The sequence below is a fragment of the Pseudomonas sp. BP01 genome, from assembly GCF_022760795.1.
Lineage (GTDB): Bacteria > Pseudomonadota > Gammaproteobacteria > Pseudomonadales > Pseudomonadaceae > Aquipseudomonas > Aquipseudomonas putida_Q.
In genome coordinates, this window is sequence record NZ_JAFBKA010000017.1 from 130,121 (window position 1) to 144,472 (window position 14,352).

Genomic DNA, 14,352 nt, shown 5'->3' on the forward strand with positions numbered 1-14,352 from the left:
CGGCGCGTACTATACCCGAAATAAGGGGTGGCGTGAGGAATTTTTTCAGGGTGCAAAGCCATTACCGGGCCACCAATCAATCCACGCTGAATCGATAATTCCCAGAAGCATGAAGCAGCCCCTGTAGGAGCGGCCTTGTGTCGCGAAAGGGGTGCGAAGCGCCCCCAGAATTTCAGCGTCGCCGCATACATTGCTGGGGCCGCTCTGCGGCCCTTTCGCGACACAAGGCCGCTCCTACAGGGACCGTGCCAGCCTCTCAGGTAGCTGGCCGAATTTCTTTGATCAACCCATCCAGGCTATAACCCAGCTGCGGCGCCAGGGCTTCGGCCCGGGCCCGCAGCCCCTCCAGGTCCAGCGTCTGCTCAAGGTCAGCCGGCACCAGCAAGATCACATTGCCCTCCTTCACCGGCAGCTCCCAGTAATGCCGGTGGTACAACCCGCGCAGCAACGCTGCGCCCAGCGGCCTGCCGTCGTCGGTGGCCCACTGATTGATCACCAGCCAGCCGCCCGGGTTCAGCTGCTGCTGGCAGTTTTCCAGAAAATTCCACGCCAGGTGCCCCACGCCCGGCCCGTGGTCGGTGTACAGGTCGACAAACAACAGGTCGGCCTTTTCGGCCGTGGGCAGCAACTCGATGGCATCGCCGATGCGCACGTACAACCGAGGGTCGTCATCCAGGCCCAGGTGTTCCATGGCCAGGCGCGGTACGTCCGGGCGCAGCTCGATGGCCTCGATGTCTTCAAGCGGCAAGAACTTCATGCACGCCTGGGTCAGCGTGCCGGCACCCAGGCCGAGAAACAACGCGCTCTCCGGCTGCTCATGGCACAGCGCCCCCACCAGCATGGCGCGGGTGTAGTCGTACTCCAGCCAGCTGGGGTCGGCCGTGAACACGCAGCTTTGCTCGATGGCATCGCCAAATTCCAGAAAGCGGTAGTCGTCTACTTCATACACGCTGATGACGCCAAAAGCGTCCTCTACCCGTGCCAGTAGCCGCTCTTCCCGTTCCGCCGTCATGCTCACCACCTACCCGCACAAAACGCGCATTGTCCGTCAACACCCTTGATGCAACAAGCGCAGCGCCAACTGTTACCATGGCCTATAGCCTACAACCTACAAGACCGAGCCCGAGATGAACCGACCGTGGAGCCCTGACAGCTGGCGCGCCCTGCCGATCCAGCAGCAACCGACCTACCCCGATGCCGCGCACCTGCTGAAGGTTGAACAGACCCTCGCCAGCTACCCGCCGCTGGTGTTCGCGGGCGAGGCACGCGAGCTGCGCAGGCAATTTGCCGAGGTTACCGAAGGCCGCGCCTTCCTGCTGCAAGGGGGCGACTGCGCCGAGAGCTTCGCCGAGTTCTCGGCAGCAAAAATCCGCGACACCTTCAAGGTGCTGCTGCAGATGGCCATTGTCATGACCTTTGCTGCAGGTTGCCCGGTGGTCAAGGTCGGGCGCATGGCCGGGCAGTTTGCCAAGCCACGCTCCTCGGGCGATGAAACCATCGGCGACATCACCCTGCCCGCCTACCGCGGCGACATCGTCAACGGCATCGGCTTTGACGCCAAAAGCCGCATCCCCGACCCGGACCGCCTGCTGCAGGCTTACCACCAGGCCACCGCCAGCCTCAACCTGCTGCGCGCCTTCGCCCAGGGCGGGTTTGCCGACCTGCACCAGGTGCACAAGTGGAACCTGGATTTCATCGCCAACTCGGCGCTGGCCGACAAGTACCACCAACTGGCCAACCGCATCGACGAAACCCTGGCATTCATGCGTGCCTGCGGCCTGGACAGCGCGCCGCAACTTCGCGAAACCAGCTTTTTCACTGCCCACGAAGCGCTGCTGCTGAACTACGAAGAAGCTTTCGTGCGCCAGGACAGCCTGACCGGCGACTACTATGACTGCTCGGCGCACATGCTGTGGATTGGCGACCGCACCCGCCAACTCGACGGCGCCCACGTGGAGTTTTTGCGCGGCGTGCACAACCCGATCGGGGTCAAGGTCGGCCCCAGCATGAACCCCGAAGAGCTGATCCGCCTGATCGACACGCTGAACCCGGCCAACGACCCCGGGCGCCTGAACCTGATCGTGCGCATGGGCGCAAGCAAGGTGGGCGACCACCTGCCGGGGCTTATCCGCACCGTCGAGCGCGAGGGGCGCAAGGTGCTGTGGAGCTCCGACCCGATGCACGGCAACACCATCAAGGCCAGCAGCGGCTACAAGACCCGCGACTTTGCGCAGATTCTGGATGAGGTGAAGCAGTTCTTCCAGGTGCACCAGGCCGAGGGCAGCCATGCTGGCGGCATTCATATCGAGATGACCGGGCAGAACGTCACCGAATGCATCGGCGGCGCCCGGCCGATCACCGAAGATGCGTTGTCTGACCGGTATCACACCCATTGTGACCCGCGGATGAATGCCGATCAGTCGCTGGAGCTGGCGTTTTTGATTGCAGAGACGTTGAAGCAGGTACGGCGGTGAGGCTGGGGCGCATGCCTTGAGAAGCCAGGCGCCCCGGCCCACACTCATTTTCTCAGCGGGTCATCCCAGAAATGCCGCTCGGCCTCTTGCTGGATATCCGCCCGGCTCAACCCCAGGTCGTGCAAGGTTGCATCACTGAGGCTGGCCAGCTCCTGGCGCTGGCGGTACAGCTGCAGCCAGCGCGCCGGGCGCTGCAGGGCCGCATGCCACAGGTGGCTCAGGGACAAGGCGGGTTGCTGGATGGTGCTGACATGACCTTTCATCGTGAAGCCCTCCGTGTTGGATGACCTCAGTCTCGCGCCGGGCTTAAGATCAATCCAACGAATGTTTCTGATGCCGTGCATCTCGGAGATTGATGCAATGTCCCAGTACCAGAGCCTCGATCCGGACGTGCTGCGCACCTTCGTCGCCATTGCCGAGCAAGGCGGTTTCACCCGCGCTGGCGAAGTGGTCAACCGCACCCAGTCGGCGGTGAGCATGCAAATGAAACGCCTTGAAGAAGACATCCTGCAGCGCCAGCTGTTCGAGCGCGACGGCCGCCAGGTACGCCTGACCGCCGAGGGCCAGGTGCTGCTGGGCTATGCACGGCGCATCCTCAAGTTGCATGGCGAGGTGTTCAACACCCTGCGCATGCCGCACATGGTCGGGCTGGTGCGTATCGGTACGCCCGACGACTACGCCATGCGCTTTTTGCCAACCATTCTGTCGAGCTTTGCCCAGGCCTACCCGCTGGTGCAGGTGGAGGTGCATTGTGACTCGTCCAAGCAACTGATGCTGCGCCAGGACCTGGACCTGACCATCGTCACCCGCGAGCCAGGCAACGAGGTTGGCCAACTGCTGCGCCAGGAGCGCTTGGTATGGGCCGCCGCCGAAGGCTTTTGCCCGCAGGAACAGCGGCCGATGCCTGTGGCATTGTTCAATACCGACTGCTTCTGCCGGGCCTGGACCTGCAATGCGCTGGAAGCGCAGGGTATCGACTACCGCATTGCCTATACCAGCCCCAGCCTGGCAGCGATCTTTGCCATTGTCACGGCAGGGTTGGCCGTGACCGCGCAGCTGCAAAGCCTGATCACCGGGAACATCCGCATACTGGGTGAACAGGACGGCCTGCCGCAGTTGCCGGTGGCCAATGTGATGCTGGTGCGCAGTGCGCAGCCCCCCTCGCCGATTACCGACTGCATGGCCGATTACATCGTTGAGGGTTTCAAGTAACTGGGGCCTGTGGGAGCGGGCTTGTCCCGCGAATGGGCCGCAACGCGGCCCCACAATCTCACAGTTCAAACCCCAGCATCACCGCACACACCACCAAAAACACACAGAACATCGCCCGCAATACCTTCTCCGGCAGCGCATGGGCAAGCTTCACCCCCCAACTGATGCTGAGCAAGCCACCCACCGCCAACGGAACCCCCACCCCCCAGTCGACACTGTGGTGCACCCCATAGGTCACCAACGTCACCAAGGTACTCGGCGCGGCCAGCGCCAGCGACAGCCCCTGCGCCACCACCTGGGTGGTACCGAACACACTGGTCAGGATCGGCGTGGCCACCACCGCCCCGCCCACGCCGAACAAGCCGCCCATGGTGCCGGCAAAGCTGCCCAACACGCCCAGCCATGGCCAGGCATAACGCAGCTCGGCACTGGGCGGCGACACCTTCATGAACATGCGCGCCACGTTCCACACCGCCAGGGCCACCAGAAAGCCGACAAAGCCCAGGCGCATGGAGTGCGCATCCAGCCCCACTGCCCAGATCGACCCCAGCCAGGCGAACAGGAAGCTGCACGCCGACAGCGGCAAGGCATGGCGCAGCTCAATGCGGTTGCGCTGGTGATAGCGCCATAACGCCAGCAGCACGTTCGGCACCACCATCACCAGCGCCGTGCCCTGCGCCAACTGCTGGTCCAGACCAAACAGCACACCCAGCGCGGGAATCGCGATCAGCCCGCCACCAATACCGAACAAGCCCCCCATGGTGCCCAGTGCAGCGCCCAGCGCGATATACAACAACCACTCGATCATCAGGGCCTCTTCCGCCTGTACAGATAATGCGAGCATGCTAACGACTGTGTGCTGGCAGGGAAACGCACAGCAGCGCACAATGGCTGTGCGTTTTTCGCAAAAGCAAGGCAGCCATGAGCCCCGATACCCTCACCGCCCAGTTGAGCCTGTTCCTCGATGTGCTGGAGACCGGCAGTTTTTCCGCCGCCGCCCGCCGTCACCCGCTGACCCCGTCCGCTGTGGCCCGGCGCATCGACAACCTCGAGAACGCCGTCGGCAGCCGCCTGTTCACCCGCAGCACCCACGCCGTGCGCGCCACACCCGCCGGCAATGCCTTTGCCGAACGGGCCAGGCGCATCATCGAGGAGCTGCGCCTGGCCCGGGCCGAGGCGGTATCGCTGAGCAACGCCCCCGAAGGCCTGATCCGCATCGACGCCCCCGCCGCGTTCGGCCGCCGCCACCTGGCCCCGGCCATCGCCGATTTCCTGGTGGCCTACCCAGGCCTGGACGTGCAACTGCGCCTGATCGACAGCTTCGTCGACCTGCATGGCAGCCACCTGGGCGAGGTCGACCTGGTGCTGCGCGCCGGCCCCTTGGCCGATACCCGGCTGGTGGCCACGCCGCTGGCCTACATGGTGCGCATCGCCTGCGCCAGCCCCGCCTACCTGGCCAACCGCGGCATGCCCACCTGCCCCAGCGAACTGCCCGGGCACGACGGCCTGGACTGGGATGGCCTGGCACCGCCGTTCGCCTGGCGCTTCAACGTGGCCGGGCAAACGCGCCTGTACCGCCCTGCGCGCATGCGCATGGCCGCCAACAATGCCGAAACCCTGCTGTGCGGCGCCCTCGCCGGCTTGGGTGTGGCACACCTGCCCACCTGGCTGATCAGCGAGTACCTGCTGCGTGGCGATTTGATGCCGCTGTTTTGCGACGGCGGCCTGCCGGAAGCCGAGACCAGCGGCATTTACGCACTACGCCTGGAACATGAAACGAACTCTCGCAGCCGTTTGCTGCTCGAATTCCTCAAGAGCCGCTTCAGCCCGATTCCACCCTGGGACCTGGCCTTGCGCAGTGAACTGCGCGAGTAATGCGCGCACTAAAAACAAGCGTGCCAGAATTCCCCATTGATCAATTTCAAGGACCTGCATGAACGCCGACACCCAAGCCTCCTGTGACGAGCTGCTGCTGGACAACCAGGTCTGCTTCGCCCTGCACTCCACCTCGTTGCTGATGACCAAAGTCTACAAACCGCTGCTGCAAGCCTTGGGCCTGACCTACCCGCAGTACCTGGCCATGCTGGTGCTGTGGGAGCGCGACGACCTGACCGTGGGCGAAATCAGCCAGCACCTGCTGACCGACCCGGGCTCGCTCACGCCACTGCTCAAGCGCCTGGAAAGCGAAGGCCTGCTGCAGCGCAACCGTAGCCGGGAAGATGAGCGGGTGGTGATGGTGCAGCTGACCGACAAGGGCCGCGCCCTGCAACAGCAGGCCAAAGAGGTGCCGCAGTGCATCCTCAAGGCCAGCGGGCGCAGCCTGGAGCAGTTGCAGCAACTGCAGGCCGACTTGCTGAACCTGCGCGAGAACCTGCAGAAAAACCTCTGACAGCTATGCTGTGCAATGGCCGTTCGGATGGACGGTGATTATTTATCTTGCGCGCAAACTATTTGCGCGCTAATTTAAATCCCACACCAACCCGCGCCCTCCTTCAACCGGGAGCGCACAGCACATTAGCGAGGCTCAAGATGCAAAAGGTCACTCCGCTGTACATCGCAGAAGCTACCTCCACCGGTGGGCGCGACGGCAAATCCAAGTCCAGCGACGGCAAGCTGGAAGTCAAGCTGAGCACCCCCAAGGAACTGGGCGGCGCAGGCGGTGACGGCACCAACCCCGAGCAACTGTTCGCCGCCGGTTACTCGGCGTGCTTCATCGGCGCCCTCAAATTTGTAGCCGGGCAAGAGAAGAAAGCCCTGCCGGCCGATGCCTCGATCACCGCCAAGGTAGGCATTGGCCAGATCCCGGGCGGTTTCGGGCTGGACATCGACCTGCACATCAGCCTGCCGGGCCTGGCCCAGGCCGATGCCGAAGGCTTGGTGGAAAAGGCTCACAAAGTTTGTCCGTATTCCAACGCTACCCGCGGGAACGTGGATGTGCGCCTGCATGTGACGGTTTAAGTCGCAGGCACAAAAAACCCGGCCGAGGCCGGGTTTTTTGTGCACATTGCAAGAAGAATTACTTCTTGGCACGGCCTTTGTACGAACCGCCTTCGCGGGTATCGATTTCGATCAGGTCGTCGATTTCGATGAAGTCAGCAACGCTGAGTTCAGTACCGTTTGCCAGCTTGGCAGGCTTCATGACTTTGCCCGAAGTGTCGCCACGAGCCGAACCTTCGGTGTAGGCAACCTTACGCACGATGGTGGTCGGCAGCTCTACCGATACCAGACGGTCTTCGAAGAACACAGCTTCGCAGATGTCTTCCATGCCTTCTTCGATGAACGGCAGAACGGCCTCGATGTCTTCGGCGTTCAGCTCGTACATGGTGTAGTCGGTGGTGTCCATGAAGGTGTATGTGTCACCGCTGATGAACGACAGGGTCGCTTCTTTGCGATCCAGGATCACGTCGTCCAGCTTGTCGTCCGCACCGTATACGGTTTCGGTCTTGTAGCCGGTCAGCAGGTTCTTCAGCTTGGTCTTCATGATCGCGCTGTTACGGCCCGACTTGGTGAACTCAGCTTTTTGAACCAGCCACGGGTCGTTGTCGATCCGCAGGACGGTACCGGGTTTCAGCTCTTTACCAGTTTTCATTACGAAGTATCCGAATCTGGATGGATTTATAAAAATCGAGGCCGCGTATCATAGCGAATTTCGGTAAAAGTGTACTAGCGCTGTGGCAAGGTCCGGCTGAGCGGCCTGTCGCAACGCCCAAAGCCGGGCATGCTGTTGCAGTTCTGGCCAGTGCTGGCGGGCTGCCTGCCACGCCTGACCCATGTCGCCGTTCATGTTCCAGGCACGCCACAACCCCAGCAGGGCGGCGTCGGCTTCATCTGACAAACCGCGTCGATAATGCGCCAGGAACGCTTCGAGCTTTTCCCAGTGGGCGTTCTCGTCCTGTACATAGATGTGCCACAGCATCGGCTGCCCGGCCCACTGCGCACGCACGAACGAGTCTTCGCCACGCACTGCGTTGAAATCGCAACTCCACAGCAGCCGATCGAAGTCGTCCTGGCTGACGAAAGGCAGCACCTGCACGGTCAGCGCACCCCGCGTGTGCACGCTACCCACTGGCAAAGGCGCCTCGCCAAGCCACTGGCTCAGCCCCGCCACAATGCGCCCCTGCGGCACCAGCAGGTGGCACGGTTGCGTGGCTGCGGCCAAGGCACCCAGCCAGTTGGCCAACTGCGGGTTTTCGTAGGCAAACAGCGAAATCAGCAATGCCCCCTGCTCGGGCACCACACCAAGCCCCTGCAAAAAAGCCTGGCGCGCCCCGGCCGACTGCTGGAATGCGTCACGCCGCGCCAGCAGCGAGCCCTCGCGCAGCAGGCCGCCGGTTTGCTCGGTAAAGCCCGGGAAGAAAAACACTTTGCGCAGGCCGTTGGGCTGCGGCGAAGGCAGACCATGGCAACCCTCTACCCAGTCCTCTGCACTGAGGTATTCAAGGTTCAGCCACAGCGGCGGCGTGGCGCGGGCACGCATTGCCTCTACGTAAGCCGCCGGCAACTGGCACGCGAAGGCACCGATCACCACATCGGCAGGCGTCACCGGCAACCAGGCCGCCGGCCACTGACGCACCTCCACACCGTGCTGCCACTGCTGCGCAGCGCTGGCATCCGCCCCAGGGCACATGGGCGTGAACGCGTTCAGGTCGTCTACCCACAGGCGTACCGCCAAGCCATGCTCAGCCACCAATTGCCGGGCCAGGCGCCAGGTCACGCCGATATCGCCGTAGTTATCGACGACACTGCAGAAAATGTCCCAGGTGGCTTTCATCCGCCCCTCCCGTTCTGGTGCAAAAACCGCGAATTCTGCGGATAAATTGTCGCCGACAAAAGCACCCACACGGAAAAATGCCCGGGCGCATGCGACAATGCATCCCGACCTACCCTGCCAGGAGGCTGCCATGGCCCGCCATCGTGAACTCAAAATCACCCTCAAGCCGCTGCCGTTGATTGTATGCGTTGCCTTTGGCCTGTGGCTGGGCGCCGTGGCCATTGCCGCGAGCCTGTGGCTGGCGCTGCAACTGTGGCCCCAGCAGGTGCAGCCGCTGGCCCAAGCCGTGGCCCCCAGCGTGTACCGGCCTGCCGCTCCCTCGGCGCAGGCGCCGGCGCAAGATGCTCAGGCCGAGATGTTCGACCGCTACAAGGACATGCTGCGCAAACAAGAACTGCAACAGGCCGCCGAGGCCGCCCAAGGCAACCCGCGCAACCTCAACAGCCCCAAATGCCAGTTCTGGATGCAGCAGAACCGCACCGCACCCACCGACAAAAGCCAGGCCAACGTGCTGGAGTTCTGCTACTGACCATGGACAAGACCCGCCTGCTGGCGCAGATCGTCGCCACCCTCGAGCATGACCTGGACGTGCTCACCCGCGCAGCGCAAAGCGCCTACGAAGCCGCCACCGCCGAAGAGAACATTGCCGAAAACAAGTACGACACCCTGGGCCTGGAAGCCTCGTACCTGGCCACCGGCCAGGCCCGCCGCAGCGCCGAAATCCGCCAGGCGCTGCTGATCTACCAGCAACTGCTGCTGCGCGACCATGACCCGGCGCGCGGGGTGCAGATCAGCAACCTGGTAAGCCTGGAGGATGAGGAAGGTAACCCGCGCCGGTTGTTCCTCGGGCCGGAGGCGGCGGGGCTGAAGATTGGCGAGGGGGATGAGTTGGTGACTGTGATTACCCCGCGCTCACCGCTGGGGCAACAATTGATGGGCAAGCGGGTGGATGATGAGGTGAGACTGGGGGCGCAGGCATTGTTCATTACAGGTATTGCCTGACCGGGCCCTATCGCCGGCAAGCCAGCTCCCACAGGGACCCCGCAGTATTCAGGCCTGGGGTAAACCTGTGGGAGCTGGCTTGCCGGCGATAGGGCCCAGTCAGGCAATACACATTTAAAGGGCTTGCAAGGCATCGAACCGCCCCGCCAACCCCTGTTCGGCAAACTGTTCCACCACAAAATCGATAAACGCCCGGGTCTTGCCCGGCATCAGCTTGTGCTCGGCGAAGTACAGGCTGATATGCCCGTCATCCACGTACCAGTCCGGCAACACCCGCCGCAGCCGGCCGCCCTGAAGGTACGGCACGGCAAACGGCAGGCTCACCAGGGCAATCCCCAGCCCCTGCTCGGCCACCGCGCACGCCGCGTCCGAATCGCTCATGGTCATCGCCTGGCGCAGTTGCATCGGCTGCTGCGCCTGCCAGCGGCTGGTCAACGGCCACGAGCGCACCCGCCCGGTCTGCGGCGAGCGGATCAGGATGCCATCGTGCCGCTGCAGCACCTGCGGCTCTTCAATCGGCGCGTGCTGCTGCAGATAGGCCGGCGCTGCCACCAGCACCCGGTGCGCCGGGGTCAGCTTGCGCGCTACCACCCCCGGCGGCAGATCGAAACCACCGCCAATGGCTGCATCGAAGCCCTGACCGATCAGGTCGACCTGGCGGTTGTCGAAATGCCAATCCGGGGTAATCGCCGGATAGCGGCGTAGAAACTCGCCCAGCAAGGGCAACACATACAAGCGCCCGAACACGGTGCCCATGCTCACCCGCAACAACCCGGCCGGCTGGCCTTCGGCGCTGGCCAGGTTGGCCACGGCGTACTGGATAGTACGGAAGCTGTCGCTGACCTCACCCAGAAAACGCTGCCCCGCCTCAGTCAGGGTCAGCTTGCGGGTACTACGCTGGAACAACCGCACGCCCAGGCGCGCCTCCAGCTGAGCCACGTGCTTGCCGACGGCGGCGGGGGTAATGCTCAGGCGCCTGGCAGCTTCGGCAAAGCTGCCCACCTCGGCACTGCGGATGAAGCATTCCAACGCGTTGAACGATTCCACGGCCATGATTAGCAACCAAAGGTTTACTCTGCTGATAGTGATTGCCATCTTATCAGCAGGTAATCAAGCGCCGATACTTTGCCCATCCAAGGCATTTCGGCCTGGCTTCCAGCAGGAGATCAGCATGTCCAAGCAACAGTCACTCGAAGGCAAAGTGGCCCTGGTTCAGGGCGGTTCCCGCGGCATAGGCGCAGCCATCGTGCGGCGCCTGGCCCGCGAAGGTGCACAGGTGGCCTTCACCTATGTCAGCTCCGCCGGCCCGGCAGAAGCACTGGCCCGCGAAATTACCGAAAACGGTGGCAAAGCCCTGGCACTGCGGGCCGACAGCGCCGACGCCGCCGCCGTGCAACTGGCGGTGGATGACGCCGTGAAGGCCTTCGGCAGGCTGGATATCCTGGTTAATAACGCCGGCGTGCTGACGGTGGCACCGGTGAGCGAATTCGACCTGGCCGACTTCGACCGCATGCTGGCGGTGAACGTGCGCAGCGTGTTTGTCGCCAGCCAGGCCGCAGCACGCTACATGGGCCCGGGCGGGCGCATCATCAATATTGGCAGCACCAACGCCGAGCGCATGCCCTTTGCCGGCGGTGCGCCTTATGCCATGAGCAAGTCGGCGCTGGTTGGCCTGAGCCGTGGCATGGCCCGAGACCTGGGGCCACAGGGCATTACCGTGAACAACGTACAGCCAGGGCCGGTGGACACCGACATGAACCCCGCCAGTGGCGAATTCGCCGAGAGCCTGATCCCGTTGATGGCGATTGGGCGGTATGGCGAGCCGGAAGAGATTGCCAGCTTTGTGGCTTACCTGGCGGGGCCTGACGCGGGGTACATCACCGGGGCAAGCTTGACGATTGATGGTGGGTTTGCAGCTTGATTTGATGGGTTGCCTGTTTCGGCCCTATCGCCGGCAAGCCAGCTCCCACAGGAACCCCACAGGTTCAAGGCCCGAGGTGATCCTGTGGGAGCTGGCTTGCCGGCGATAGGGCCGGTACCGACTTATCCATCCCCAGACCCCAGACGCTGTTCCATCACCTCCAGAAACGCCCGGGCAGCCGGCGTCGGGCTGGAGGACCACACGGCATACAGGTGCCGCACCGGCGCATCCACCAACCGCGCCACCGCCACACCGTCGATGCCCTGGGCCACTCGTTCCGGCACCAGGCCCACCGCCATGCCCCGCTGTACAAACTTTTCCACCAGGCGCACATGCCCGATCTCGAACTGCACCTTGTGCTGCAAACCCGCTGCCTGAAACGCCTCATCGGTCTGGCGCCGCGCCCCGGTGCCTTCGGGGAAGTCCACCAGCACTTCACCCGCCAGGTCGGCCAGCGCCAGCTGCCCGCGGCCGGCCAGCCGATGATCAACCGGCAACAACGCCACCAGTTCTTCCCTGGCCAGCAAACGATGCTGCACGCCCTGCACCACCTCGCCCTGCCACAGGCCAATGAAGCCAACGTCCAGGCGCCGCTCGACCACGTCGGCGATCAGCAATTCGCTCTTGGCCGTGATCCAGCGCACATCCACATCCGGAAAACGACCGTGGAACACCGCCAGCAGGTCGACCAGGTCCAGCGCCGTGAGCGAGCTGATTTCGCCAATCGCCAGCCGCCCGCGCACCTGTCCGCATGCCGCCGCCACGTCATCGGCAATGCGCCGGGCCGCTTCCACCGCCGGCCGCGCGCTAAGCACAAAGGCCTCGCCGGCAGGCGTCAGGCGCACCCGCCGCGAACTACGTTCGAACAGGCTTACGGCCAGTTGCGCTTCCAGCCGCGCCACTTGGTGGCTGAGCGCCGACTGCACCACATGGCAACGCTCCGCCGCACGGGTAAAGCTGCCGGTATCGGCCACGGCGAGGGCGTACTCAAGCTGCTTGAGGTTCATCGATCTATCTGCTTTCAAGATGGATAAGTTGAAAACTATACATTGGCGTCATGCCTGACACTTCTTGATAATTCCCCCACTTACTACTGCCCGCTACGAGAACCCCATGAACGCCCCCACTCTCAGCCGCGCCATGATCCTGCTGATGGCCACTGCCACCGGCTTGGCCGTGGCCAGCAACTACTACGCCCAACCGCTGCTGCACAGCATCGCCCAGCAGTTCGGCCTGAGCACTGCCAGCGCAGGCAGCATCGTCATCGCCGCGCAGCTCAGCTATGGCGCCGGCCTGTTGCTGCTGGCGCCACTGGGTGACCTGTTCGAACAGCGCCGGCTGATCACCGTGATGACCGCCATTGCCACCTTGGGCCTGGTCATCAGTGCGTGCGCGCCGAGCCTGCCCTGGCTGCTCCTGGGCACAGCGCTGACCGGGCTGTTTTCGGTAGTGGCGCAGATCCTGGTGCCCATGGCCGCGACCCTCAGCGAGCCACATCAGCGTGGGCGCGCAGTCGGCACGCTGATGAGCGGCTTGCTGCTGGGCATCCTGCTGGCACGGACGGCTGCTGGTTTCATGGCCGAACTGGGCGGCTGGCGCAGCATCTATGTGCTAGCCGCTGCGCTGATGGCGATCACTGCCGTGGCGCTGTACCGCAGCCTGCCGCAGCACCACAGCCATGCAGGGCTGAAATACCCGGCGCTGATAGGCTCGGTGTTCCGCCTGTTTATTGAAGAACCGGTGCTGCGCCTGCGCTCGCTGCTCGGCCTGCTGTCGTTCAGCTTGTTCGCCCTGTTCTGGACGCCCCTGGCGTTCCTGCTGAGCAACGGGCCATACCACTATTCGGATGCAGTGATTGGCCTGTTCGGCCTGGCCGGTGCAGCCGGTGCGTTGTCGGCCAACTGGGCCGGGCGGCTGGCCGACCGCGGCAAGGGCGCGCTGGGTACTACCGTGGGCCTGGTGGTGTTGCTGCTGTCGTGGGTACCGCTGGGCTTTGCCCAGCAGTCGTTGCTGGCCCTGCTACTGGGCGTGCTGATGCTCGACCTGGCGGTGCAACTGGTGCACGTGAGCAACCAGAACGCGGTGATTGCCCTGCGCCCCGAGGCACGCACGCGGCTGAATGCCGGGTATATCACCTGCTACTTCATTGGCGGGGCGCTGGGGTCGTTGTTGGGCACGCAATTGTTCCAGCACCAGGGCTGGATGGGCATTGTGGTAGCGGGCCTGGTGATTGGCGGGCTGGCGTTGCTGGTGTGGCTTGTATCTGCCCGCAAAAACACCGTGTAGCCCCTGTGGGCGACAATGCACCGCACTACCCTCCGTCGCATGGTCGTTGACTTGCCTGCCCGTGCAGCGCTCATTAGGCGCTGGTCAATGCCCTTTCCCGACAGGACGACGTTATGACAAGACTCACGGTGCAATCCGGCGATTTCTTGCAAGGTGAAGGCGAGTATCGCAATGGATCGCTCACACTCAAGACCCCGCGCAGCCCTTCCCCGGGTGAGCGGATTTCCCTGGCCCGCATCAGCGACCTCAGGTTGGCCAGCCTCGAAACCAACCGCAGCCTGGGCAGCGCCCTGGGCTGGGGCGTGGCCGGGGCCCTGGTAGCCGGGCCGGTGGGGCTGCTTGCCGGGCTGTGGCTGGGCGGCAAGGAGCAAGAAGCCACCTTCCTGGCCACCTTCAAAGATGGCCGCAAGCTCATGGCCATTACCGACGGCAAAACCTGGTCGAAAATCGATGACAGCTGGCGGCAGCACAAGCGCCCCGCCAACCTGGGCTGAATATCGCGGGGCCTGGATCGTTTTATGCTGAAGGCGGCTGCTAAGATGCCGCCTTTTTCATGGCCTGTGCCGGCCTCTTCGCGGGTAAACCCGCTCCCACAGGGTTCTGTGATAACCCTGTGGGAGCGGGTTTACCCGCGAAGAGGCCCGCACAGGTATGCGCATCCAGGAGCCGCGCATGCCCCCTTGTCT

17 protein-coding genes are annotated in these 14,352 nt (G+C 63.6%); 10 read left to right on the top strand and 7 right to left on the bottom strand.

Features of this window, described 5'->3' with window-relative positions:
- Positions 1-256 precede the first annotated feature (256 nt).
- Entirely contained in the window at positions 257-1,012 is a 756-nt protein-coding gene (locus JOY50_RS17010) for a spermidine synthase (RefSeq protein WP_132844730.1), read from the bottom strand.
- A 115-nt stretch (positions 1,013-1,127) separates the two neighbouring features.
- Between JOY50_RS17010 and JOY50_RS17015 the strand changes: the two genes are divergently transcribed.
- Positions 1,128-2,474: a class II 3-deoxy-7-phosphoheptulonate synthase gene (locus tag JOY50_RS17015; RefSeq protein ID WP_132844728.1), complete on the top strand. Its 1,347-nt coding sequence runs from the start codon at positions 1,128-1,130 to the stop codon at positions 2,472-2,474.
- 44 nt (positions 2,475-2,518) lie between these two features.
- Here the strand turns inward: JOY50_RS17015 and JOY50_RS17020 are convergent, their stop codons facing one another.
- Complete coding sequence (locus tag JOY50_RS17020) at positions 2,519-2,737, bottom strand: DUF1127 domain-containing protein (protein ID WP_019473417.1); 219 nt, start codon at positions 2,735-2,737, stop codon at positions 2,519-2,521.
- Positions 2,738-2,834: 97 nt separating this feature from the next.
- Here JOY50_RS17020 and JOY50_RS17025 point away from each other — a divergent pair, with 97 nt between their 5' ends.
- Positions 2,835-3,686 carry a LysR substrate-binding domain-containing protein gene (locus JOY50_RS17025; RefSeq protein WP_243055561.1) on the top strand — a complete coding sequence of 284 codons (852 nt, stop codon included), beginning with the start codon at positions 2,835-2,837 and terminating at the stop codon, positions 3,684-3,686.
- Between the two features lie 58 nt (positions 3,687-3,744).
- On the opposite strand, the gene JOY50_RS17030 is transcribed toward JOY50_RS17025, so the two are convergent.
- Positions 3,745-4,494 (bottom strand): sulfite exporter TauE/SafE family protein, encoded by a 750-nt coding sequence (locus JOY50_RS17030; RefSeq protein ID WP_033692725.1) that lies wholly within the window; start codon positions 4,492-4,494, stop codon positions 3,745-3,747.
- 113 nt (positions 4,495-4,607) lie between these two features.
- Here JOY50_RS17030 and JOY50_RS17035 point away from each other — a divergent pair, with 113 nt between their 5' ends.
- From JOY50_RS17035 to JOY50_RS17045, 3 genes are all read left to right on the top strand, one after another.
- Entirely contained in the window at positions 4,608-5,561 is a 954-nt protein-coding gene (locus JOY50_RS17035) for a LysR family transcriptional regulator (RefSeq protein ID WP_132844725.1), read from the top strand.
- Between the two features lie 58 nt (positions 5,562-5,619).
- Entirely contained in the window at positions 5,620-6,075 is a 456-nt protein-coding gene (locus tag JOY50_RS17040; RefSeq protein WP_019473421.1) for a MarR family winged helix-turn-helix transcriptional regulator, read from the top strand.
- 140 nt (positions 6,076-6,215) lie between these two features.
- Positions 6,216-6,644, top strand: coding sequence for an organic hydroperoxide resistance protein (locus JOY50_RS17045; protein WP_132844723.1), 429 nt, complete (start codon positions 6,216-6,218; stop codon positions 6,642-6,644).
- A gap of 58 nt (positions 6,645-6,702) precedes the next feature.
- Here the strand turns inward: JOY50_RS17045 and JOY50_RS17050 are convergent, their stop codons facing one another.
- Together JOY50_RS17050 and earP are read right to left on the bottom strand one after the other, a co-directional pair.
- Entirely contained in the window at positions 6,703-7,275 is a 573-nt protein-coding gene (locus tag JOY50_RS17050) for an elongation factor P (RefSeq protein WP_016485440.1), read from the bottom strand.
- A 48-nt stretch (positions 7,276-7,323) separates the two neighbouring features.
- A complete protein-coding gene (gene earP, locus JOY50_RS17055) occupies positions 7,324-8,457 on the bottom strand; it encodes an elongation factor P maturation arginine rhamnosyltransferase EarP (RefSeq protein ID WP_132844721.1) in 1,134 nt (377 codons plus the stop codon).
- 130 nt (positions 8,458-8,587) lie between these two features.
- Here earP and JOY50_RS17060 point away from each other — a divergent pair, with 130 nt between their 5' ends.
- Entirely contained in the window at positions 8,588-8,986 is a 399-nt protein-coding gene (locus tag JOY50_RS17060) for a hypothetical protein (RefSeq protein ID WP_019473425.1), read from the top strand.
- Positions 8,987-8,988: 2 nt separating this feature from the next.
- Positions 8,989-9,459, top strand: a complete 471-nt coding sequence (locus JOY50_RS17065; RefSeq protein ID WP_019473426.1) for a GreA/GreB family elongation factor — start codon at positions 8,989-8,991, stop codon at positions 9,457-9,459.
- A 114-nt stretch (positions 9,460-9,573) separates the two neighbouring features.
- On the opposite strand, the gene JOY50_RS17070 is transcribed toward JOY50_RS17065, so the two are convergent.
- The gene (locus JOY50_RS17070) at positions 9,574-10,512 is read right to left on the bottom strand and encodes a LysR family transcriptional regulator (RefSeq protein ID WP_138736937.1); all 939 of its coding nucleotides are present in this window, start codon (positions 10,510-10,512) and stop codon (positions 9,574-9,576) included.
- Between the two features lie 118 nt (positions 10,513-10,630).
- Between JOY50_RS17070 and JOY50_RS17075 the strand changes: the two genes are divergently transcribed.
- The gene (locus tag JOY50_RS17075; RefSeq protein WP_243055562.1) at positions 10,631-11,380 is read left to right on the top strand and encodes a 3-oxoacyl-ACP reductase family protein; all 750 of its coding nucleotides are present in this window, start codon (positions 10,631-10,633) and stop codon (positions 11,378-11,380) included.
- Between the two features lie 122 nt (positions 11,381-11,502).
- Here JOY50_RS17075 and JOY50_RS17080 read toward each other — a convergent pair whose 3' ends face one another.
- Positions 11,503-12,387 carry a LysR family transcriptional regulator gene (locus JOY50_RS17080; protein ID WP_243055563.1) on the bottom strand — a complete coding sequence of 295 codons (885 nt, stop codon included), beginning with the start codon at positions 12,385-12,387 and terminating at the stop codon, positions 11,503-11,505.
- Between the two features lie 106 nt (positions 12,388-12,493).
- Between JOY50_RS17080 and JOY50_RS17085 the strand changes: the two genes are divergently transcribed.
- Both JOY50_RS17085 and JOY50_RS17090 read left to right on the top strand, forming a co-directional pair.
- On the top strand, positions 12,494-13,666 hold the full coding sequence (locus tag JOY50_RS17085; RefSeq protein WP_138736940.1) for an MFS transporter: 1,173 nt from the start codon (positions 12,494-12,496) through the stop codon (positions 13,664-13,666).
- Between the two features lie 113 nt (positions 13,667-13,779).
- Positions 13,780-14,160 carry a hypothetical protein gene (locus JOY50_RS17090; protein ID WP_132844708.1) on the top strand — a complete coding sequence of 127 codons (381 nt, stop codon included), beginning with the start codon at positions 13,780-13,782 and terminating at the stop codon, positions 14,158-14,160.
- The last annotated feature ends 192 nt before the right edge of the window (positions 14,161-14,352 follow it).